The organism is Wolbachia endosymbiont of Armadillidium arcangelii, from assembly GCF_040207875.1.
Lineage (GTDB): Bacteria > Pseudomonadota > Alphaproteobacteria > Rickettsiales > Anaplasmataceae > Wolbachia.
Genome location: NZ_CP157942.1, coordinates 717,992 through 739,667, shown reverse-complemented (window position 1 = coordinate 739,667; position 21,676 = coordinate 717,992). Strand labels below are relative to the sequence as shown.

At 34.1% G+C, this 21,676-nt stretch carries 17 protein-coding genes and 4 pseudogenes; 13 read left to right on the top strand and 8 right to left on the bottom strand.

Going from position 1 to position 21,676, the window contains the following annotated elements; genetic code table 11:
* The first annotated feature begins 76 nt into the window (after nucleotides 1-76).
* Nucleotides 77-1,240: an aspartate kinase gene (locus ABLO99_RS03665; RefSeq protein ID WP_349968327.1), complete on the top strand. Its 1,164-nt coding sequence runs from the start codon at nucleotides 77-79 to the stop codon at nucleotides 1,238-1,240.
* 3 nt (nucleotides 1,241-1,243) lie between these two features.
* Here the strand turns inward: ABLO99_RS03665 and recF are convergent, their stop codons facing one another.
* Nucleotides 1,244-2,323 (bottom strand): DNA replication/repair protein RecF, encoded by a 1,080-nt coding sequence (gene recF, locus ABLO99_RS03660; RefSeq protein ID WP_047758797.1) that lies wholly within the window; start codon nucleotides 2,321-2,323, stop codon nucleotides 1,244-1,246.
* A gap of 8 nt (nucleotides 2,324-2,331) precedes the next feature.
* Nucleotides 2,332-2,799: a thioredoxin-dependent thiol peroxidase gene (gene bcp / locus ABLO99_RS03655; protein ID WP_047759071.1), complete on the bottom strand. Its 468-nt coding sequence runs from the start codon at nucleotides 2,797-2,799 to the stop codon at nucleotides 2,332-2,334.
* Between the two features lie 63 nt (nucleotides 2,800-2,862).
* Between bcp and gshB the strand changes: the two genes are divergently transcribed.
* The 4 genes from gshB (at nucleotide 2,863) to ABLO99_RS03635 (ending at nucleotide 5,211) form a co-directional block, all read left to right on the top strand.
* Nucleotides 2,863-3,786, top strand: a complete 924-nt coding sequence (gene gshB, locus ABLO99_RS03650) for a glutathione synthase (RefSeq protein ID WP_349968325.1) — start codon at nucleotides 2,863-2,865, stop codon at nucleotides 3,784-3,786.
* A gap of 83 nt (nucleotides 3,787-3,869) precedes the next feature.
* Entirely contained in the window at nucleotides 3,870-4,046 is a 177-nt protein-coding gene (locus ABLO99_RS03645; RefSeq protein WP_153295407.1) for a hypothetical protein, read from the top strand.
* Nucleotides 4,043-4,438, top strand: a complete 396-nt coding sequence (locus ABLO99_RS03640) for a VWA domain-containing protein (protein ID WP_047758799.1) — start codon at nucleotides 4,043-4,045, stop codon at nucleotides 4,436-4,438. Before ABLO99_RS03645 ends, ABLO99_RS03640 begins: the two co-directional genes overlap by 4 nt.
* Before the next feature lie 635 nt (nucleotides 4,439-5,073).
* Nucleotides 5,074-5,211 (top strand): hypothetical protein, encoded by a 138-nt coding sequence (locus tag ABLO99_RS03635; protein ID WP_153295409.1) that lies wholly within the window; start codon nucleotides 5,074-5,076, stop codon nucleotides 5,209-5,211.
* 44 nt (nucleotides 5,212-5,255) lie between these two features.
* On the opposite strand, the pseudogene ABLO99_RS03630 reads toward ABLO99_RS03635, so the two are convergent.
* Nucleotides 5,256-6,359 (bottom strand): annotated as a pseudogene (locus ABLO99_RS03630) (IS256 family transposase).
* 96 nt (nucleotides 6,360-6,455) lie between these two features.
* The gene (gene ispD / locus ABLO99_RS03625; protein WP_349968323.1) at nucleotides 6,456-7,652 is read right to left on the bottom strand and encodes a 2-C-methyl-D-erythritol 4-phosphate cytidylyltransferase; all 1,197 of its coding nucleotides are present in this window, start codon (nucleotides 7,650-7,652) and stop codon (nucleotides 6,456-6,458) included.
* A 447-nt stretch (nucleotides 7,653-8,099) separates the two neighbouring features.
* Here ispD and ABLO99_RS03620 point away from each other — a divergent pair.
* A pseudogene (locus ABLO99_RS03620) lies at nucleotides 8,100-8,193 on the top strand (IS630 family transposase); the annotation flags it as partial.
* Between the two features lie 298 nt (nucleotides 8,194-8,491).
* On the opposite strand, the pseudogene ABLO99_RS03615 reads toward ABLO99_RS03620, so the two are convergent.
* Nucleotides 8,492-9,588, bottom strand: a pseudogene (locus tag ABLO99_RS03615) (IS256 family transposase).
* Nucleotides 9,589-9,871: 283 nt separating this feature from the next.
* On the opposite strand from ABLO99_RS03615, the gene ABLO99_RS03610 reads away from it, so the two are divergent.
* Both ABLO99_RS03610 and pyrF read left to right on the top strand, forming a co-directional pair.
* On the top strand, nucleotides 9,872-11,020 hold the full coding sequence (locus tag ABLO99_RS03610) for a hypothetical protein (protein ID WP_349968321.1): 1,149 nt from the start codon (nucleotides 9,872-9,874) through the stop codon (nucleotides 11,018-11,020).
* A gap of 37 nt (nucleotides 11,021-11,057) precedes the next feature.
* Nucleotides 11,058-11,729 carry an orotidine-5'-phosphate decarboxylase gene (gene pyrF, locus ABLO99_RS03605; protein WP_349968320.1) on the top strand — a complete coding sequence of 224 codons (672 nt, stop codon included), beginning with the start codon at nucleotides 11,058-11,060 and terminating at the stop codon, nucleotides 11,727-11,729.
* Between the two features lie 139 nt (nucleotides 11,730-11,868).
* Here the strand turns inward: pyrF and ABLO99_RS03600 are convergent, their stop codons facing one another.
* Complete coding sequence (locus ABLO99_RS03600; RefSeq protein ID WP_349968318.1) at nucleotides 11,869-12,150, bottom strand: hypothetical protein; 282 nt, start codon at nucleotides 12,148-12,150, stop codon at nucleotides 11,869-11,871.
* 865 nt (nucleotides 12,151-13,015) lie between these two features.
* On the opposite strand from ABLO99_RS03600, the pseudogene ABLO99_RS03595 reads away from it, so the two are divergent.
* From ABLO99_RS03595 to rmuC, 3 genes and pseudogenes are all read left to right on the top strand, one after another.
* Nucleotides 13,016-14,155 (top strand): annotated as a pseudogene (locus ABLO99_RS03595) (phage major capsid protein).
* Between the two features lie 88 nt (nucleotides 14,156-14,243).
* Nucleotides 14,244-14,753: a hypothetical protein gene (locus ABLO99_RS03590; RefSeq protein ID WP_349968316.1), complete on the top strand. Its 510-nt coding sequence runs from the start codon at nucleotides 14,244-14,246 to the stop codon at nucleotides 14,751-14,753.
* Nucleotides 14,754-14,953: 200 nt separating this feature from the next.
* Entirely contained in the window at nucleotides 14,954-16,294 is a 1,341-nt protein-coding gene (gene rmuC / locus ABLO99_RS03585) for a DNA recombination protein RmuC (RefSeq protein ID WP_349968314.1), read from the top strand.
* Nucleotides 16,295-17,028: 734 nt separating this feature from the next.
* On the opposite strand, the gene ABLO99_RS03575 is transcribed toward rmuC, so the two are convergent.
* Both ABLO99_RS03575 and ubiE read right to left on the bottom strand, forming a co-directional pair.
* Nucleotides 17,029-18,135 carry a D-alanyl-D-alanine carboxypeptidase family protein gene (locus ABLO99_RS03575; protein WP_349968312.1) on the bottom strand — a complete coding sequence of 369 codons (1,107 nt, stop codon included), beginning with the start codon at nucleotides 18,133-18,135 and terminating at the stop codon, nucleotides 17,029-17,031.
* Nucleotides 18,136-18,737: 602 nt separating this feature from the next.
* Nucleotides 18,738-19,436 carry a bifunctional demethylmenaquinone methyltransferase/2-methoxy-6-polyprenyl-1,4-benzoquinol methylase UbiE gene (gene ubiE / locus ABLO99_RS03570; RefSeq protein WP_047758733.1) on the bottom strand — a complete coding sequence of 233 codons (699 nt, stop codon included), beginning with the start codon at nucleotides 19,434-19,436 and terminating at the stop codon, nucleotides 18,738-18,740.
* A gap of 125 nt (nucleotides 19,437-19,561) precedes the next feature.
* Here ubiE and ABLO99_RS03565 point away from each other — a divergent pair, with 125 nt between their 5' ends.
* Entirely contained in the window at nucleotides 19,562-20,716 is a 1,155-nt protein-coding gene (locus tag ABLO99_RS03565) for a Bcr/CflA family efflux MFS transporter (protein WP_047758732.1), read from the top strand.
* Between the two features lie 78 nt (nucleotides 20,717-20,794).
* Nucleotides 20,795-21,520 carry a hypothetical protein gene (locus ABLO99_RS03560; RefSeq protein WP_349968311.1) on the top strand — a complete coding sequence of 242 codons (726 nt, stop codon included), beginning with the start codon at nucleotides 20,795-20,797 and terminating at the stop codon, nucleotides 21,518-21,520.
* The last annotated feature ends 156 nt before the right edge of the window (nucleotides 21,521-21,676 follow it).

Sequence of the window (21,676 nt, the reverse complement as noted above, 5' to 3'; positions counted from 1 at the left end):
TTAGTGACCAGAAAAAACACATTTAATTAAACAACTATACTCTCTAGAAAGGTAAAAAATTGACCTTATTATAACTATGAACAAAATAATCATAAAAAAATTTGGTGGGACTTCGCTAACTGACTTAAATCGAGTTGCAAACCTGATAAAAAACGATATTGAGAAAGGTTGTAATGTAATCGCTGTTGTATCTGCTGCTGCAGGATTCACTGACCAAATGGCTTTTCAAGCTAGGCAAATTTCAAATTTAAATTGTAGACAAAAGTTATCAGAGTATGATGTCCTACTTTCAGCAGGAGAACAAATCTCTTGCGGATTATTAGCTATCACTCTTCAATCTATCGGAGTTAATGCTAAATCATGGCTCGCCTGGCAATTACCAATTGTAACTGATAATTTTTATTCTGAGTCTAAAATAAAAACAATAAAAATTGACCATGTAAAAAGATCTTTTGCTGAGGGTTATACTGCTGCAATCATTGCTGGTTTTCAGGGTATACATGGTAATAGAATCACTACTTTTGGAAGAGGAGGGTCTGACATATCAGCCATTGCCTTTGCAATAGCCTTTGGTGCTAGAACTTGTGAAATTTTTACTGATATTGACGGAATATATACAGCAGACCCAAAAATTGTTCCAAGGGCACGCAAGCTTAAATCTATCTCTTACAATGAAATATTGGAAATGTCGTCATCTGGTGCTAAAATATTGCATAACCGTTCAGTACAACTTGCAATGAAACATAATATTAAGGTGCAAGTTCTATCCACTTTTAAGGAAATAGAAGGCACTTCAGTACTACACGAAAAAGATGTACTGGAAAGATACTTAATTACCGGAATAACTTATAGCACTAACGAAGCTCTTGTAACTTTTACTAACTTTGCAAATACCCTGAGTACTTTAAGAGATATGGCAGGAGCGAATATTAAAATTGGCATGATAAATGGATCAAGTTTTGCTATCTCTAAATTTGATATTGATTTAATGAAGAAGTTCCTGAATAAGAGTGAAAGTTATGCTATAAACGATAATGTGGCTAAAATTTCAATAATTGGTATTGGTGTTATGTCTGTGATGTACCGCACACTCAAGGTTTTAAGCGAAAAGAAGATAGAGATACTTGCTATCACAACGTCTGAAACCAAGATCAGTATAGTTGTTCAAAAAAAACACGCTGAGGCTTTAATTAGAGATTTACATACTGAATATGAGCTTGATGTATATCAGCACGCTTGAAATTTATTTACTTGATAATTCAAAAAACTTGAAAGAGCAAAGGTAGTTATTGAAATTATCTTGATTTACATCGGTTATCCAAGTTTGACATTGAATGCTTAACACTTCCTCTATTAACGCTTTTCTGTAATATTTATCTAGATGAGACATTATATCGTCAAGCAGAAGAAGTGGTGCCTTATTGTAATGAATACACCTTGCTTTTACACTGGATAAGATGATAGAAAGCAGTAATAGCTTTTGCTCTCCAGTAGAACAAAGATTTATTGGCATGTCCACTTTTTGGCAAAAAACCCGGAAATTATCGTTATGCACAGAAAAGGTTGCTCTACCAGTTAATGAGTCTTTTTCTCTGTTTTCCTTTAAACGATTCTGAAAATATTCTGCAGTATCGTCCAAAGTTAGCTGGCTGCTGAATTTTAAACTTGCCTTCGGAAAAAACTCACAGGAATGGTTATCAATTGTGCTCTGTAGTATTTTTAAAACAGACAATCGCATACGTAAAATATCAACTGCATTGGTAGCCATTACGTTTTCAAGACTAGAGAGCCAATTTTCATCCAAGATATTCTCTCTCAATAGTTCACTTCGTTCACGTTTAGCTTTTCTATATTTCATGTAGCAATAGGTGTAATTTTCTTCAAACAGTGAGACGATACGGTCTAAAAATTTTAACCTATCACTTGGAGAACTAAGAAGAATATAGTCCATTTGTGGAATTAACCATATTACATTGGATATTCTATACAGAGATGAATAACTTGATTGTATTTTCCTATCAATTTGTATTAGTTTCTTATTAAGATTCTTTCCTATACCAATTGAGTTAAGCTCTGCTCCATTAAAAAAGTCATAGTGCACTGCCCAATCTTCATTACTGAATCTATTTTGCATCTCACTGATTTTTGCTTTTTTCATTCCGTTGCTTTTAGCAAGCAATGAGATTGCTTCAAGTATATTAGTTTTTCCAATACCATTTTTGCCAGTTATTACAACTGGTCTATCATCTAAATCCAGTTCAAAGTTTGAATGACTACGAAAGTTATATAATTTCAGTTTTTTTATATAGCAATGGGTAGTCATTCTTTAATTTATATTCTCCTTACTTCTTCTAGAACCTCATCAACATGTCCACTAATTTTTACATTTTTCCAGATCTTCACTACTTTACCTTTTTTATCTATTAAAAAAGTAGTACGCTCTATTCCCATATACTTCTTGCCAAACATACTTTTCTCTACCCAAATGCCATATTTTCCCAACATTTCAGCGTTTTCATCAGAAACTAAAGAGAACGGCAGAGAATATTTTGCTTTGAAGTTAGCGTGGCACTTAACGCTATCTTTTGATGCACCAATTATCACTGTGTCAAGAGAAGAGAAATCTTCTATTTTATCTCTAAAGCCTTTTGCCTCCATTGTACAGCCCGGAGTATCATCTTTAGGATAAAAATAAAGGACTACATTTTTTTTATCAAAAAATTCACTCAACGATAAAATCTCACCAGAATCTGTTGGCAAGCTAAAATCAGGTGCATTATTTCCTACTGTTAATTCCATACTTTGCTCCATTAATAACACTTTTATGGTACTATAGTATATTGTAATAGGAAGGGAGGGTAAATGAAAGTAGCTTTTCAAATGGATGAAAGTATAAACTTCGAAACTGATACTACATTTGCATTAATAAAAGAAGCGCAGAGGAGAAAGCACGAAATTTTTGTCTATGTCCCTAATAATCTAGCACTCAAGTTAAATCAACCAATCGCGCTTGCTCAGAAAGTTAGCGTTGATGATTTTGGTTTTACCTCTAAAAGAGATGTAGACATCGATTTGAATGAAATGGACATCATACTTATCAGGCAGGACCCACCTTTTGATATGCGTTACATCACAACTACCTATATTTTAGAAAAAACCAGTGCATTGGTAATTAATAATCCAACGGAGATAAGAAATTGTCCTGAAAAGTTAATTACCTCACTATTTCCAGAACTAATTCCTTCAACTTTGATTACTGAAAATATATTGATGATCAGAGATTTTTACTGCAACAATCATAAGGATATTATTCTGAAACCATTGTACAGTTATGGAGGAATTGATGTAATAAGAGTACAAGATGAAAATAGTATTCAAGTAGTAGTAGAGCTCATGATTGCAAAATATGAATGCCCTGTAATTGCGCAAGCATTTTGCAAAAACATAGACAGAGATAAGAGGATACTATTGCTAGATGGTAAACCAATAGGGATAATGAAACGAGTTCCAAAAACCAGCGGAGAAATTAGAACAAACGTGCGGCTTGGGGGAAGTTTTGAACCTGCTGAAATGAATGATAGAGACAATAAAGTATGTAATAAAATTGGTCCTGAGCTGAAGAAAAGAGGGCTAATATTTGTTGGTATTGATATTATAGATGACTTCCTTCTTGAAATTAACACAACTTCACCTACGGGAGTAGTCTACATCAATAAATTATACAATATATCGCTGGAAAAAGACCTTTGGGATGCATTTGAAGAAAAGGTAAATTCAAGGGTATAGAGTTCAAAGAAAAAGTATGCTATTGCGTTAATTGTAGTTTAATCATGGTGTTATAATCTTTTTATAAAGATGTGAGGTAGTATATGCTTACAATTAAATTAAAAAATCCTGCAGCAGTAGAAGTTAAAAGCATTAAGGCAAGTAAACACGCAAATTCAACGCAAGTACATAACACAGCATTGTTAAGCATAGGTTATGATTGCGATGTAAAGCTAGAAAAAAGCATTTTATTTTTGTTGTCGATACAAGTTCAAGCATGAAAAGTAAGGATGTGATATCAGATGAAGGTGAAAATACCTCTAAAACTATGGCTGCTAAAAAATCTATTTTTGATATAGCATATGAAAGCGATAAAAAACATCTTAATAATACTTACAGTATGATTACCTTTAATAAGGAAGCTCAAGTCTTACTTGACGGAGGAGATATATACAATAAAGAAGATATAAAATTGGATGTAGGCACTTCAATTTACCATGGTATGCTCAAGATCAAAGAACTTAAATCTTTTGGTGAACTGCCAAAAGATGACACTATTGTAATTTTATTGTCTGATGGTCATAGTAGCCGCATAAATGAAAAAGGTGAATGTTATCTACCACGTGATGTAAAGAAGATTATTGAAGGAAAATTTCGACATATAGAATCATAAGTGTTGAAAGTATAACAAGTGGTATCATAGAAGGTGGTTAACGGCATGTAAATTTCCTCCTGATAATAGAACAATTGATAGTACAAAAGAATCATTAAGGTAACCGTTCACGGAGATAAAGTGGTTTACAAAGTAAGTATAAAAGTGTAAAGAAATAGGAAGCTAAATATGGGTGCGCCAAGCAAAGTGCGTAAAATTCAGTTAGTGAAAATCCAACCTAGGCAAAGTCTAGCCAACAGCCTAGACCATTATGCTGCGTAAGGTAACGAGCGTAGTAAAGCTAATGGAATGGACAATGCAGGGTACAACGAAAGTGAAGGTATTGAGTTCCGAAATCTTCAATATCATAGAGGTCGACATTTTTCATATGATGGAAGACAGCATGAAGGGTAACGATAAGGCAAGTTATCACTGGGATCGGAGGCCGTGTCATGTGTTGAGATGGATTCTAAATGAACTTGGGAGATCCTTTGTATTCCTACTAAGGTACGTTGGAACAAGTCAACAAAGGCGAGAATTAACGGAAGATACAAAGGAAGTCGGACTGATTGATAGTACTCAGAGTGTGGGAAACAAGGGGAAGCGATCAGCGGTATAGTTAGGGATTGTTACACCAACACAACAGAGGTTGGGATATGATGCAAGGAAAACTAAATCAGATAGCAGTAATAAAAGATGCTGTGAATGCTACACTGAAGAGCCGTATGCGGGAAATTCGCAAGTACGGTTCTGTTGGGGGGATCATAGCAACTAAACCTAATAGGAGGATTTAAAGTTATGATCGGGAGTGTTAAATAAACTGTGTCAAACCGAATTTTTAATTCAACTCAATTTTCAATCTACCAGGAAAGAAGATGTCAAGTTGAGATACAGTTAAAGCCCAATTAGGCAGAGCCATTTTTGCTCTACTTTCTTTATAGCACAATATACCTGTTTATACAAGGCATTTATGCTAGTAAATGAGCCCTTGGTTTTGGTGAATTTCCTAATTTGCCTATGTAGCCCCTCTATGGGATTAGTAGTATAGATTATCCTCCTAACTGGGTCGGAATACTTAAAATAACCAGATAGGTTTTCCCAATTATTCTGCCAAGATTATAGGGTACTTTGTGCCCCATTTTTCATCTAATTCCAACAGATAATTCTCGGCAATTTCCTTACTTGAAGCTTTTCTTTAAATCACTCAAAAAACTCTTTACTAGCTACATACTTCAGTGAGTTACGTATCTGATGCACTATACACATTCTGCATTAGGGAACACACCGTTTATTTCTGCAGGAAAGCTTTTTAGCCCATCTACACATGCAATTAGAATATCTTCCACTCCTCTCTCTTTGAGATCATTTAGTACTCCCAACCAGAACTTCACTTTCAGCTAAATAAAACTTCTTTTCTGCCATTTTGCTAATATATTATACATACATTTACTTACACAACTCCTTAAAAAACCATGAAAACTATCGGATATACAGACTGCAGCGGACGACTACGCCATTCGTTGATTACTGTTTGTCAGTAATACTTGATATCTCTGCCGCCGATATTTTATGATCGTAAATTTCCTCAATATGTGACGCTATATCTCCATGCCACTGGCAAATGTGCTTAAGACCTTTGCTTCAAGTTCTGTTGTTTGTCTTTTTCTAACTATTTGGGGTTCAAAGCTTCCTTCCCTGTCTCTAGGTGTTAACAACTCAAATGAGTTGTACGTAAAGTTTTTCCCATTTCTTCGATTATTTTCTTCGCTTTCACCAGACAAGTGGTGTTCTATTTCACCTTCTAGACTCGCCTCCAGCAGCTTTTTTATAAATGGTGTTAATGCTCCCTCCTTTCCTGTCAACGGTCTTCCTTCTCGTATAGACGACAGGTTTCTAATTCTTTATAATCTACCAAACCGGTAGTTTTATTTACTTGACTCATGTCAAACCTCCGTTTTTTTATATCAATTATATTTTTATTTCTTGGTTTGACACAGTTTATTTAACACTCCCTTATGATCTCTACTGGACGCTACTTTCAATAAGAATTTGCATGCAATAGCACAGAAGCATACGTTACTACTCCTTCATTTCTCCCAATAGAACCCAATTTTTCTGCAGTTGTTGCTTTAACATTTATGAATTCATCATCAATTTCTAATATTTTTGATATAAATTTCTTCATTTCCACTTTATAAGGCAATATTTTAGGCTCTTCACAAACTATAGTAATATCTAAATTAGACACGCTATATCCTTTTTCCTGTGCTTTTTTAGCAGCAAAGTCAAGAAAGTGAGATGAATTGCAATCTTTCCATTCAGAGGAATTGGGAGGAAAATGTTCTCCTATATCGCCACATCCTAGTGCTCCGAGTATTGCATCAACGATTGCATGTATTGCAACATCACCATCGGAATGTGCTTCTATTGCCATGTTATGCTCAATTTCTACACCGCAAATCTTTATAAAACTCTTAGCATCATTTTGAACTTTAACAAATTTATGTATATCATAACCGATTCCGACACGAAATTTTGGCTCTTCAAAAAGGAGTTTTGCCATATTGAGATCCTCTTTTTTGGTTAACTTAAAATTGTTTTTCTCACCTTCAATAATCGCAACATGTTTTTTGTGCTCTACCATTAGTGATGAATCATCAGTAAATTCTTTGATTGATTGATGGCATGATAATAATTCTCTGAAATTAAAAATTTGAGGGGTTTGTATGGCTCTAAGTTTTTTCCTTGAAATCGTAGATTCAATGAAATTATTACTCACCAATGACATAGTATCCTCGACTTCTATTGCTGGAACTACTCCTGTATATTGACCATTAATCATAAATTTAATCAAGTTATCTATTAGAATATTTGACACAAAAGGCCTGCAGGCATCGTGTATAACGACAAAATCTGGATTGATCTTTTGCAAACTCTCCAGTCCGAGTTTAACTGAACTCTGCCTGCTTTTCCCTCCGCATACTGGACTCAGCGATTTAGTATCTATAATTGATGATGTAACTTCTTTATAGAAATCTTTTTGACTTTCATTCACTACCACTCTTATGTAACTTATGTACTGATTAGCTAAGAATTTTCTAATTGTGTGAAATAAAACAGATTTACCTGCCAGTTTTATATACTGTTTAGGGGTTTTGGCATTACATCTACTGCCTACTCCTGCTGCAACTATTAATGCTGCTATCTTGTATTTCTCAAGTCTGTTAGTGTGCATGTTTGTTATTTTCAGTGTTAGTGTATAGTAACAGGTTATTTAGAATTTTAAAAAAAGTTGATCTTATTCTCAAAACAGAATATTCTTTTACTAGGTGTAATATGTGCTAGAGGGAAATAATGCACGTTGCTAAGTATAATAAAGAAAATGAAATACATCTCATATTTTTCCATGAAATAGGTGATAATTATAAAAATGCCGCCAGGTATATACAAGATAGATCTATGTATCTCCATAGACCTAATTTCTACACTCATGCACATAAATACCCAATTGCATTTCAAAACTATATAACTTACGCAATAGCCAGTTTCTTATTTTTAGGAGTATCCATATTATCACCCGCTTTGGTATTATAGCCCTACTCATAATAGTCCAAAAAGAGTAAGATATGGTTTATAGTAGTGAAGATCAGTAGCACATAGTTATGACTTAAGGAAAAAGGTAATGGAAGCGTTGGATGAAGGAGAAAACTATTGCCAAGAGATTTAAGATCGGAAAAACAACTTTATATAAGTGGAAGAAAAGACGTGAGAAAACGGCATAAGTGTTGAAAGTATCAAAAATGGCGTGATATAAGGTGATCAACGGCATGTAAGTTACCTCCTGATAGTAAAACAATTGAACGTAAAAAAGAGTCATTAAGATCTAATGTAAACTGTAATAGTGCTATCTTAAATCCGTCTAAGTTGTTTCTTATTTTATAAACAAGAAATAATAAAGCTGTAATAATAATCATATAAATATACACTTTCATTCCATTCATGTCATGGCTTAAAAAATGCTTATATCCGAGGTTTTAAATGGGAGTGTTAAATAAACTGTGTCAAACCGAATTTTTAATTCAACTCAATTTTCAATCTACCAGGAAAGAAGATGTCAAGTTGAGATACAGTTAAAGCCCAATTAGGCAGAGCCATTTTTGCTCTACTTTCTTTATAGCACAATATACCTGTTTATACAAGGCATTTATGCTAGTAAATGAGCCCTTGGTTTTGGTGAATTTCCTAATTTGCCTATGTAGCCCCTCTATGGGATTAGTAGTATAGATTATCCTCCTAACTGGGTCGGAATACTTAAAATAACCAGATAGGTTTTCCCAATTATTCTGCCAAGATTATAGGGTACTTTGTGCCCCATTTTTCATCTAATTCCAACAGATAATTCTCGGCAATTTCCTTACTTGAAGCTTTTCTTTAAATCACTCAAAAAACTCTTTACTAGCTACATACTTCAGTGAGTTACGTATCTGATGCACTATACACATTCTGCATTAGGGAACACACCGTTTATTTCTGCAGGAAAGCTTTTTAGCCCATCTACACATGCAATTAGAATATCTTCCACTCCTCTCTCTTTGAGATCATTTAGTACTCCCAACCAGAACTTCACTTTCAGCTAAATAAAACTTCTTTTCTGCCATTTTGCTAATATATTATACATACATTTACTTACACAACTCCTTAAAAAACCATGAAAACTATCGGATATACAGACTGCAGCGGACGACTACGCCATTCGTTGATTACTGTTTGTCAGTAATACTTGATATCTCTGCCGCCGATATTTTATGATCGTAAATTTCCTCAATATGTGACGCTATATCTCCATGCCACTGGCAAATGTGCTTAAGACCTTTGCTTCAAGTTCTGTTGTTTGTCTTTTTCTAACTATTTGGGGTTCAAAGCTTCCTTCCCTGTCTCTAGGTGTTAACAACTCAAATGAGTTGTACGTAAAGTTTTTCCCATTTCTTCGATTATTTTCTTCGCTTTCACCAGACAAGTGGTGTTCTATTTCACCTTTCCAGACTTGCCTCAAGCAGCTTTTTTATAAATGGTGTTATCTCTTCCTGTTAGCGGTCTTCCTTCTCGTATAGACGACAGGTTTCTAATTCTTTATAATCTACCAAACCGGTAGTTTTATTTACTTGACTCATGTCAAACCTCCGTTTTTTTATATCAACTATATTTTTATTTCTTGGTTTGACACAGTTTATTTAACACTCCCAGAGAAGAATTGCCATTTCATTGAAAAATTTGTTGAGGTCTTTTGATAGGCAAGTTATTTTATTCATCGTTACTTCTCTCACTAAAAACATATCTGTGAGAACTTATTATTCTATCTCCTCATATCTTTTTCCTTAACTTGACGCGTATGGTCTACAGGTAAGACAATTTTAATCAATATATATAAAACTGCAGCAGTTTTGTATATAGGTTATGAACAATTTACTTAATAAAGGTAATACATTTTATTTTATAGCTAGTTCTCTAGCTACTCTTACATTACTTACATCTTTAGTGCTTATTAATGTACCTAGTTCTTTAATTCTCGCTTTAGCTGCATTGTCTGCTTTGGCTCTTATGCTCTTATATAAAATAATGAGTAACAATAGGAGAATAGAGAATAAATTTACTCAAAAAGAGCGAGAGTTAGAAGAGAAAATAACTCTGGCTGCAAAAAAAATAGAAAATTTAAAGGATCAATTAACCAGAGAAGAGCAAAATCTAAACAGGGAAGTAAATAAGGTAAATGTGTTAGAAAGTGAGTTACAAAGTGAGAGGGAATCTTTAGAGCGAAAATTAGAAGCTAAAAAGCGCTATATAGAAGAATTAGAAAAAATAACGAAAGATGAGTTTGATGAATTACTTTCTGAGATCTTGCTTTTACGTGAGCAGTTACAGAAAAAAGAAGCTAATCTAGCCGAAAAAGAAAAATGCATAACGGAATTGAAAAGGAAAATAGACAATAATAAACGTACAGAATTGAAAAATGCAAAACTGCATAAGGAAAAGGAAGTAGAAAAATTATCTAAAGAAAAAGAGGATTTACTCAAGAGAATAGGAAAAATATCTAAAGATAAAGAAATATTAAGCGAGGAAATAGAAGAATTACATAGAAAGAAGGATACATTAAATAACGAATTAAGTGAACAACAAGACAAAATTAAAAGGCTTACAAAAGAAAAGAAATATTTATCTGAAGAGTTAGAAAAGAAATCTGAAGAGCTAAATCAAGCAAATGGTTCTATTGAAGATCGGTTCCTTGACTTAACAAAAGATTACGATAATAAGGTGAGGAGTTTTAAAATTTCACTCTTAGAGAAAGATGATCAAATTAATAAAGTAGTGAATTGTATAATATACAAAATAGAAGAAACAAAGAGCGGAGATAGTAATACAGAAGCAGTATTAAAAGAACTATTTAGTGAAATTCAAACAGTGTTAAAAGAGTTAGAGGAAAAAGATCCTGAATCATCAGAATTTGAAGATTCTGGATATGCCAACTTTTCATCGACTCCTACCAAATTATTGGATTTAGTGTGTACAGAGCATCATGAGTATCTGGATAGAGATTGTAGAATGTGATGATTAGCCTTATTATAATAAAAAATTATACAAGATAATGAACCCAATAATATGCGCACTAGATACACAAGATTTGAATAAAGCTATATCTTTAGCTAATGCTCTGCGTGATAAGGTTGGCATGGTAAAGCTTGGGTTAGAATTTTTTGCTGCACATGGTCTTTCTGGAGTGGGAGAAGTTGCAAAATGCAATGTACCAATTTTTTTAGATCTGAAATTGCATGATATTCCAAACACTGTAGCCAGAACGATTGAAGCAATAAAGATTCTAGATGTTGAAATGCTAACATTACATATCAGTGGTGGGACAAAAATGCTTAAAGAAGCGCTAAGTGTAGTGCAAGGAAAAAAAATAAAGCTAATTGGAGTAACAGTACTAACTAGCATGGGCAATGAAGATCTAAGCGAGCTTGGAGTGGCAAGAGAAACAAAATCACAGGTAATTTTGTTGGCAAAGCTTGCAAAGAAAATTGGTCTGCATGGAATAGTCTGCTCTGCATTAGAAGCTCAAGAAGTGCGCCAAGGATGTGGTAAAGACTTTAAAATTATTACTCCAGGAATTCGTATAGATTCAGGTCATGATGATCAAAAAAGGACAGCAACACCAAAAGAAGCAATAAATTCAGGAGCTGATTATATCGTAATTGGCAGGCCAATTACAAAAACCGCAAGTAATGCAGAATTAATATTGAAATCCCTTATTGATTGAAGCAGTTCAGGTAAATAACTATTAAGATCAAATGCTGTCTTTTACAGATTAAAAATACATGAACTCTTGATCTTACATTTCATCTGCGATAGACAATAACTTTACGTCCTCATTAAAGTGTTACTTAACGAGAAGCTTTTTAAAATAGATAATCTGAACTGGATTGACCCTCAAAAAGAGTAAGATAGTATTCAAAATTATCATTATTATCTTCTAAACACTTTAGATACTTGTCAAGGTCTTGCCGATCTTTCTCACTTAAATTATCTGGATCTTTTAGATTATCTAAATCGCGTTCTGCTTTTTCTAATTCATACTTAATGCAGTAATCTTGGCATTTGTTTTCGCATGCTTTTTTGGATGGTGATCTACATTGACGTGTGCATATAAGATCGGGACTTTCTATTTTTTCTTTATTCATAATCTACTCCTTAATTTTAAAAGCAATATCTATATTAGCATATAGGTGTAAATATTGTATTAATATAATTACTTTTTAGGTATATATGACAGGTTGAAATCATTTCTGGTACCTTAAAAGAAGCAATAAACTCAGAAGCTGAGTTTATTGTAATTGGCAGATCCATCAGTGCAGAATTAATATTGAAATCTTTTACTGATTGAAGCAGGAGAGCGGCAAGGTAGATAAGGTAGCATAGAGTAAAAGCAACAAACGGTATGTATCCGTTCAGCAGGGTGGCAAAACAAGGTAGACGAGAAAAGACAACTATGGGAGCAAATGGGTGTCATCCCAGTGCTTGACACTGGTTCTTTTTTTTGGATTCCAGCGTCACGCGCTGGAATGACAAAGACAGTGAGCTGCTAATTTTTCATATGGTTATGCAAGAAGTCCATTGTATTTTAACATAAAGCAGCTACTTTGATACTTGTAATTTTGAGGATACTCAAAGGATACCATTTATTGTTTTGGCAAGTTTGTACAGCTACGTACTTTATTTGCACATTCTCCTGAACAGATATGCAGCGAAAAAAAGTGCTTGACAGGAAAAAATAAACGCTGTATAGTGTTGATAGTTCTTTAAATTAGGTACACAGTGTCATCCTAGTGCTTGACACTAGCATCTAGCCTTTTCATAATCATCAAAACGTTGTATTTTAACATAAAATAGCTATTTTTATGTTTACTAACTTAACTGGATTCCAGCGTCACGCGCTGGTTTTCTTGATTCCAGTGTTAGCTACATGCATGACAATGAAAAGGTACTGATAAAGATTATCCTCAAATTACAATAACTATTCTAATTTTATTTTTAAAGGAGGCTATTATGTCACTTACTGATATCGCTCACCGTGTCAATGAACTCGCTTCATCATGGGAGCAATTTAAACTAATAAATGATCGAAAACTAAAAGAAATTGAAAGCAAAGGGCCTGCAACAATCGAGCAGCTATGTAAGATAAATAGTAATATTGATAATTGCAAAGAGCGCTTAGATTTTATTGAAACTGCAGCTCAACGTCCAGAGGCGAGCACAACAAACGACAAACATTTTTCTGATTATGTCCGCAAGGGCGATTTATCGCATAAAACCCTCAGTGGAGATGATAATGATATTGGAGGGTATTTAGTTACTCCTCATATTGTAAAACGGATAAACAAGCGTATAGCTGATTCATCTCCAATGCGGCAAATATGTTCCAATCAAAGAATCTCTACTGAAACATTGGATTATATTATAGAAGATTGTGACCGTGCTGGTGCAGGTTGGAGTGGTGAAACAGTAGAAGATGAAGATGGTGGCTATAAATCCAAGTATGATTTTGCACAAGACACAAGTACACCTAAAATTCAAAAGATTTCCATCACAACTTATGAGCTCTATGCTCAGCCGCAAATATCACAAAAATTGCTCGATGATGCATTTGTCAATGTTGAAAGTTGGCTTGTGGAAAAGGTTGCCGAAACTTTCAGTAAGAAGGAGAATGAAGCCTTCATAAAAGGTGATGGCACTTTTCAGCCTAAAGGAATTTTAGCTTATGAAGATAAAATAGAGTAAATTAAAGCTGATGAGCTAGATAGTGATACCATAATGATATTGTACTATTCTCTGAATGAACATTACTCTAAAAATGCATCATTCTTGATGAACAGGAGTACGTTAAAGGACGTTAGGCTACTAAAATCTGAAACAGGTCAATATCTTTGGCAGCCGAGTTTATCTCTTGAGACTCCAGATACTTTGATGGGAATACCAGTATATCAATCTGCTGATATGCCACCTACAGTGATTGCAGTAGCGGATTTCAAACAAGCTTATAAGATCGTAGATAACAGAGGGATGAGAATATTGAGAGACCCTTATACAAACAAACCTTATGTTAGATTTTTTGTCACTAAGCGCGTTGGTGGAGAAGTTGTAAACACCAGCGCTATTAAATTGTTAAAAATTGCGAGCAAGTATTAAAGTTTTATAATATTCTCTAAAATAGTTGACATACCATGTTTCTTATGAAATAATTAAGTTAATATATTATTAATTTAAGGAGTACAATATGTGGAAAAGCATAAAAAAGTTTTTTAAATGGATTGCTGATCACACAGGAATTTCATGGATTTTAGGAAAATTAGGCTGGAAAAACCATCAGTCTACTGGTCAAGAAGAGGATTTTGTCTTTTTAGATATGCCACAATCAGAAGCACCTGCTAAAGGTAAAACAAAACATAATGTTTTATTAAAGTTTGTCGATGGTAAAATAAAGCTGGTTACATCAGCTGAGAATTATGAAACACTGCAAGAGCATTTTAAAAACAAAAGAGGGGATAGCACTGTAATTGATGACGAGTTTTGTTTAAATTTAAATAATGATAAACAATTGTATATCACAGGTCGTTATGACTCGAAAACGACAATGAAAAGTGGTAATATACGTCTATCTATAAATTCGGTTGGGACTCTAGATGGCAAAGAAGTTTATGGTGATAATGAGCCAGAAAAAATGAAAGGGCTGCTAGATTTGAGCGATAAAAAAAAGGTATATAGAAATAAATCTCAATGCACCTAAAGTTATTGCAAATAGTAACACACCAAATTCAGAAACTACTAATCCAGAAGCAGAACAACACGCTGCTGGTGCTAGTCAATCTCTTAATGTATAGTCATTATAGCAAACTGTTAAAAAGAAGCACCTCTTTAGGTGCTCTTTTTTTCTTTCTTATATAAACAAAAATCATATAGAATTGTAAACGCAGTTTTTTTATTCTGATGCTTCTCAATTCTATAGTTCTTGTTCTCTCCTTATTACTATTTCTCTATATCATTTCAAGAAAGAATAGAAAGCTAAGTGAAAAATCAGCAAATCTTGAGAGTAATTTATGTAGAGTGGAGCGTGAGCTTCAAGAGGCAAAGCAAACTTTACTGAATAAGGGTGAAGAGATAGTTGATTTGAAAGTGAGGAATGCAGAGCTTGAAGTAACTCTGCAAAAAGAGCGTGAGGAAAAGAAAAAGGAAATAGAATTACTGACAAAAGCAGAGGAGAGACTCACAAACACTTTTAAAGCACTTTCTCTTGATGCTTTGCAGGTAAATAATAATAATTTTCTGAACTTAGCAAAGGAAGTAATAGATAATAAACTAAAAGAAACAGAAAGTGACTTCAAAAAAAGGCAAGCAACAATCAACGAAGTTGTAATGCCAATAAAAGAAAAATTAGAAAAATTCGATAGTGAAATACGTGATCTAGAGAAAGAGAGGGTAGGGGCCTACGAAGGTTTAAGGGAGCAAATTGGAGCATTAATGAGTCAAACCTCTAACCTTGCTAACGCCCTGAGGAAACCTCACATTAGGGGCAAGTGGGGTGAAATGCAACTCAAAAGAGTAGTAGAAATGGCGGGAATGATTGAATATTGCGATTTTTTTACTCAAGCCTCAGTAATTGATAAAAATGAGGACAATTTGTTACGTCCTGATTTAATAATAAAAATGCCATCTGGAAAGCAAATAATAATAGATGCTAAAGTACCACTTGATTCTTATATGGATGCTATGTCACAAAATGATTTGCAGATACAAAGGGAAAAATTGAAGAATCATTCTCTGGCAATAAAAAAACATATAAATGATCTAGGTAGAAAGGAATATTGGAACCAATTTGAAAATACGCCAGAGCTTGTGGTGCTTTTCTTAACAGGAGAAGGGGTTTTCAGTGCAGCACTGGAATGTGAGCCAGCTTTGATAGAAATTGGAATAGAAAAAAAAGTGATTATTGCAACACCGATCACTTTAATCGCGCTGCTTAGGGCAGTAGCCTATGGATGGAAGCAAGAAATGATAGCCGAAAATGCGAAAAAAATAAGTGAACTAGGCCATATTTTATATGAGCGAATCTGCACGATGGGTGAAAACTTTGACAATTTACGCAGGAGCTTAAAAAGCGCTGTAGATCATTACAATAAAACTGCTGGTTCACTTGAAGCGAGAGTGCTTCCTGCTGCTCGGGAATTCAATAAGCTTGGTATACATGCAAAAAATAAAGAACTAGCCGCTGCAAAAGAGCTGGAGTCTTTACCACGCAGTTTACATGCTGAGGGGTTGAAAGTAGACTAGCTGTCATTTAAATATTTTTTCTGGTCTCCTTAACTGTATCTGTTCAGCAGAGTGGCAAAATAAGATAGACGAGAAAATAGGAACAAATATCCCAGCGTCAAGCACACAACTGTACGAACATTAACCAGAACTTGACACTGGGATCCATTTTTCCATTTAAGCTCATCAAATTTAGCATAAGCTTACCGAATAGCTTGCTTGTGAATTTTCTTGGATCCCAGTGTCAAAGCACACAACTGTACGAACGTTGCAATGTGACACGATGTTGCATAATAAATGATGTCATTCCAGTGCGTGACACTGGAATCCAGTTCTTATTATACAGCTATCTGGTGTACTTATTTAAAATTAAGTTTTCTGGATCTCAGTGCCAAAGCACTGGGATGACACTCTTCCTGGCGGAGATTATTCTCAAATCACAATGTTCGTACAGCTGTGGATCCAGTTTCGTTGTTCAATTTCATCAAAAGTGTTGTATAGCGTGCTTGTTTGCAATCAAATTTTCTAGATTCCAGTGTCAAGCACTGGAATGACACCCCCTGATGGGCCCAAATCACAATGTTCGTACAGTTGTGTGTCAAAGCGTTAGGGATGACAACAAAAGGGCTACTTGAATAGAGGCTACTTAGGTGACAAGAAAAGAAGCATGGGTTTCAATATTTGCCATGCATCTGAATGGGTACCTAGCTGTCATTTAAATATTCTTTCTGTTCTCCTTAACTTATGTTTGCTGATTAAAACAACTTTCTAAAAATTTTTTTTATATAATTCAACTCTTGTACATCATTTGCTGCATAAACAGGTATAGTTTGTTGCTCAGTACCCGGTATTTCTACGAAGATTTTGCCCACTTCTTGACCTTTTTTAATTGGTGCAGGTACCATATCTTTATATTCAATACGCACTTTAATTTTGTCGTGTAATTTGCGGTTATAAGTTATGGTAACATCGTTTGCAACTGTAACGGGCACCTTTTTATCTTTTCCATAAATAATATTTATTTCTTCAACTACACTATCCTTAGCAAATATTTTCTTGCTGTGAAAATGATTTAAGGAATATTGTATTAGTCTTTTGGCTTCTTCTATTCGCTCTTTTTCAGTGTTTAAACCATTTACAACAGCAAAAATTCTCCTATCGTTCCGTTTTGCAGATGCTATAATGCCATAACCACCAGCACTCGTATGACCTGTCTTTAGACCATCAACTCCAATATCATGGAAAAGTAAAAGATTTTTATTTTTTTGTACAATGTTGTTATATGTCAAGTATTGTTCAGAAAATAGATCATAATATTCAGGAAAATCAGTAAAAATCCTTTTTGCCAGTGTTACCAAGTCTTTTGCGCTCATAAAGTGATCTTCATCTGGCCACCCGCTTGAGTTGACAAAATGACTATCATTAAGATTCAAATCTCGTGCAACTTCATTCATTTCAGCAACAAAATTCTCTTCTGATCCTGCAATACCCTCGGCTAGCACTATGCATGCATCATTACCTGAGGCAATTGTAATCCCTTCAAGTAGTTCTTTTACTGTCACAGATTGACCTTCTTTTAGGAACATAGAAGAGCCTTTCCTTTCCCATGCTTTTCTACTTACTCGAAATTTATCTTCCATGTTTATTATTCCAGCCTTTAGATAATCGAAAGCCACATATAAAGTCATTAACTTGCTCATTGAAGATGGAGCCATTTTTTCGCTAGAATTATGGTCAAAAATGAACGAGTCTGAAGCTAAATCTAAAACGACTGCTTGCTTTGCTTTGGTTCTCAACTGGTACGAGTATGAGTCAAAGGGGAATATAAAAATTAATAGCAAAGTTACTAATTTGCTTAACATATTTATAATTTTAAATTTATAGTGTACTAATTAATAGTATGATTTTGCAGGAGTATTTCAATAAATCTCTTACCATTTAAGTAAAAGACAAAAACTCACCTTTGTTGTCATTCCAGCACTTGATGCCAATTGTACAAACATTATCTGTAGGATGCCAGATTAGTATCCAGTTAAATTTAAGAGTATAAAAGTAATGTTAAAATACAATGTTTCTGATGATCAGTGTCACGCACTGACCATTTACTACGCGAATTGCCACAATGTTCGTACAGCTGTGCACTTGATGTAGCCTTTCCCACTAAAAACATTATAGAACTATTATAAAGCATAAAAATTTAATAACTTGATTGCTAAATCCAGCATATTAACAACATTATGATTTAAATTTCTACCCTATCTTCATCAATTTTGCATACAGCCTGTCTTTACTCATTAGAGAGTCATGAGTTCCTACTTCTTCTATTGCAATGCTCGAAGATAGAAGAGAAGAGCCACCATAGCTGAAGAGTTATGCCGGTAGTTGGGAAAATGCTCAATGTTACCCCTATGTTTATTATGAATTGTGTAATAAAAAAACTACTGGCCAGACCAGAGTTTAATATTCATTTTGTTCCAATGTGTAATGCCACTATTCCATAGCTCATATTACAAAACTCAACATTCCTAAAGCCTACCTCTTCAATTTCCATTTTAAAATTAGTCTGAGTTGGAAATTCTCTGATGCTTCTTACTAGATATTCATAAGAACTCTTGTCTTTAGCAACTATGCTGCCAATTTTAGGAATTACTTTAAATGAGTATAAGTCATAAAATTTGGTGAATATCTCATTTTGATAATGCATAGGGGCAAACTCCAAGCAAATAAATTTCCCATCTGGCTTCAATACCCTATATGCTTCACTTAAAGCCTTCTTGCGGTCAGAAAAATTTCGAATACCAAAAGCTACTGTATAATAATCAAATTCAGAATCTTCAAATGGTAAACTCTCTGCATTTGCACATACCCAATTGAAATTGAGCTGATTTGAATTTATAGCTTTGTCACATCCTCTGTTTAGCATGTTTTGATTTATATCACATACTGTAACTTGAGCACTTGGTTCCCCTTTTGCTATTCTTATAGCTATATCTCCGGTTCCTCCAGCAATGTCCAAAACCTTGGAGTTCTTTTTAAAATGCACACTACTTACCATCTTCTCCTTCCATAGCCTATGCATTCCAAGACTCATTATATCATTCATGATGTCATAGCGATTAGCTACAGAATCGAAAACCTCTTTAACTAATTGTGATTTATCCATATTTTATACAGAGATTAGCAGTTAAATTAATATACTAATGAGAAAAATATACTACAATTAAACATATTTAATCCAGTAAATCATTAGTGTTGACAGCTTTTTCACAAAATATCATCTCTCTTATTATGATATTGTCTGTAGCAATTGTCGATATGGCAACGGACCTATACTCAGTTGCATTGCCAAGTATTGCCAATTATTTTAAGGTGGAAGGTAATATAGCGCAGCTTACAATCAGTTTAAATTTAGTAGGATTTGCAATATCTGGATTAATTTATGGCCCACTGTCAGACTATTACGGTAGGCGCCTAATAATGCTGATTGGTATGGCAATTTTTACTTTGGCAAGTATCATGTGTTGCGTAGCTGATAATATTATACTTTTAATATTAATCCGTTTTATACAAGGAGCAGGAGCTGGTGTTGCAGGCGTTGTCGGATATGCAGCAATCAGGGATATGTACTCAGGTAGTGAATACTCAAGAGTAATCTCAAAGTTAAATATGGTAGTAGCACTTTCACCTGGAATAGCTCCAGTGATAGGCAGTTATATAATTTCACATGGTTATAGTTGGAAATTTTTGTTTCTTATCATATCAATTGCAGCAATTGTTATGCTCATTTTTATTTACTTGAAGCTGCAAGAAACGCTCACTGTAAGTAAAAACCAAACCAACATAGCCATCAATATCTTCAAGCAGTATATGTCAATGTTCAAGAATTATCGTTTCCTTGGGTTTTCAGCCATTCATGGATTGACTTTTATGTGGCTTTGGGCGTACATTGCTAATTACCCGTTCATATTTGAATCAATAGGCGTTGAAGTACAATATTTTGGCTATCTCATATCAATTATAGTTATATTTTACATAATTGGCACTTTAATCAATAGAAGGTATGTACCAAAAATAGGAGTGAGCAAGATGCTAATCATAGGTTTGGTATTACCGATAATATCCGATGGTTTGTTGATATATTTTTATCTCATAAACAAATTGAGCATACTTATTCTTCAAATTATTTGGATTCCAAGCAATATCGGGCTTGCACTTGTAATCAGCAATAACGTAACTTCTGCTTTAGAAACAATCAAAGGTATAGGTCTTGGTAGTGCAGTCCTCTCATTCTGCAATATGATGTTTGGAGCTATTGGAATATATATAGTAGGGAAATTTTTTCGTTATGGTATTTTACCGAATCTACTGTTAACAGTTGCATGTTCTATAATAGCAATTCTTATATATAGTTTACTCAAATATACTGAGAAACACGGAGAATAACCATTATTTTTATAACCCAGAGCTCATAAATTATTAACGATTTTGCTGTGATAATGTAATTTTACATGGAGGTGTGGGATGAGTGATTCAAACAGAGATACAGATGCTGAATTATTAACAAAAGAGAGGTTACCTTCCTACTTTGAGATATCTATTGATTCCAGAGATAGTATACAGGTTAGACACAATAACCTAAAAACGAATGAGATAACTCAGATTCGAAATGAAGTAGTTAGTATACTGGAAGAAGAATTCCCTAGATCATTTGTTCCTGAAGAACTGGCAAAATTAAGCTTAAAAGTCTATGTTTTTAATGATGAAATTAACTATAATGAGTGTGGTAATTTGTTTAATGAAGAAAAAGATCATATTATTAAAGGAGAATTTGGAGATAAAATAATAGTTTATAGGTTTAGCGAAACAGACTCTTCATTAAATTCGGACCAGAAGATACCCCATCTTACTTGGAAATACGCTTATGAACAGCTCATGAAAGACGTAGGAAATGAAAGAGAGAAACGAGACATTACAGGACAAGATTCAGATAATAACAAAGAAGCTGGTGCACAAGACAAAGGTGTAAATCCTGTTGCCCCTACACAAACAGAAGAACAGCCGAGCTCTTTTTTTGGTAATTTGTTTAGTATACTTATGAAACCTTTTTCTTTAATAGGATCATTTTTTGGTGGCTTTTTTTCATGGTTGTTTGGATCTGATGAACCACCAACTGTGTTAGAACAACTGAGTAACTCAGGAGGAGAGGAGCTAGCAAACTATCAAGAGAATTCCGATGATATCATATAAAAGAATATCTTAATTTTTATTAGCTGTAGAATAAAATTTTTTATTTTAATGAAAAAATTGCTTCCGCATACTCAAGATGCCATTATAATGATAGTGGAGATATTTAGAGAGCTCAAAATCTATCTCGGTCTGCAGACCTTTCAACCAATTTTTCAG

Excerpts from the sequence above, each read along its gene's own strand:
- ABLO99_RS03645 (WP_153295407.1), top strand. The coding sequence starts at position 3,870 with ATGCTTACAATTAAATTAAAAAATCCTGCAGCAGTAGAAGTTAAAAGC.
- ABLO99_RS03560 (WP_349968311.1), top strand. The coding sequence starts at position 20,795 with ATGAGTGATTCAAACAGAGATACAGATGCTGAATTATTAACAAAAGAG.
- pyrF (WP_349968320.1), top strand. The coding sequence starts at position 11,058 with ATGAACCCAATAATATGCGCACTAGATACACAAGATTTGAATAAAGCT.
- bcp (WP_047759071.1), bottom strand. The coding sequence starts at position 2,799 with ATGGAATTAACAGTAGGAAATAATGCACCTGATTTTAGCTTGCCAACA.
- ABLO99_RS03600 (WP_349968318.1), bottom strand. The coding sequence starts at position 12,150 with ATGAATAAAGAAAAAATAGAAAGTCCCGATCTTATATGCACACGTCAA.
- rmuC (WP_349968314.1), top strand. The coding sequence starts at position 14,954 with ATGCTTCTCAATTCTATAGTTCTTGTTCTCTCCTTATTACTATTTCTC.
- ABLO99_RS03565 (WP_047758732.1), top strand. The coding sequence starts at position 19,562 with ATGATATTGTCTGTAGCAATTGTCGATATGGCAACGGACCTATACTCA.
- ABLO99_RS03610 (WP_349968321.1), top strand. The coding sequence starts at position 9,872 with ATGAACAATTTACTTAATAAAGGTAATACATTTTATTTTATAGCTAGT.
- ABLO99_RS03635 (WP_153295409.1), top strand. The coding sequence starts at position 5,074 with ATGATGCAAGGAAAACTAAATCAGATAGCAGTAATAAAAGATGCTGTG.
- gshB (WP_349968325.1), top strand. The coding sequence starts at position 2,863 with ATGAAAGTAGCTTTTCAAATGGATGAAAGTATAAACTTCGAAACTGAT.
- ABLO99_RS03590 (WP_349968316.1), top strand. The coding sequence starts at position 14,244 with ATGTGGAAAAGCATAAAAAAGTTTTTTAAATGGATTGCTGATCACACA.
- ABLO99_RS03640 (WP_047758799.1), top strand. The coding sequence starts at position 4,043 with ATGAAAAGTAAGGATGTGATATCAGATGAAGGTGAAAATACCTCTAAA.
- ABLO99_RS03575 (WP_349968312.1), bottom strand. The coding sequence starts at position 18,135 with ATGTTAAGCAAATTAGTAACTTTGCTATTAATTTTTATATTCCCCTTT.
- ABLO99_RS03665 (WP_349968327.1), top strand. The coding sequence starts at position 77 with ATGAACAAAATAATCATAAAAAAATTTGGTGGGACTTCGCTAACTGAC.
- ubiE (WP_047758733.1), bottom strand. The coding sequence starts at position 19,436 with ATGGATAAATCACAATTAGTTAAAGAGGTTTTCGATTCTGTAGCTAAT.
- ispD (WP_349968323.1), bottom strand. The coding sequence starts at position 7,652 with ATGCACACTAACAGACTTGAGAAATACAAGATAGCAGCATTAATAGTT.
- recF (WP_047758797.1), bottom strand. The coding sequence starts at position 2,323 with ATGACTACCCATTGCTATATAAAAAAACTGAAATTATATAACTTTCGT.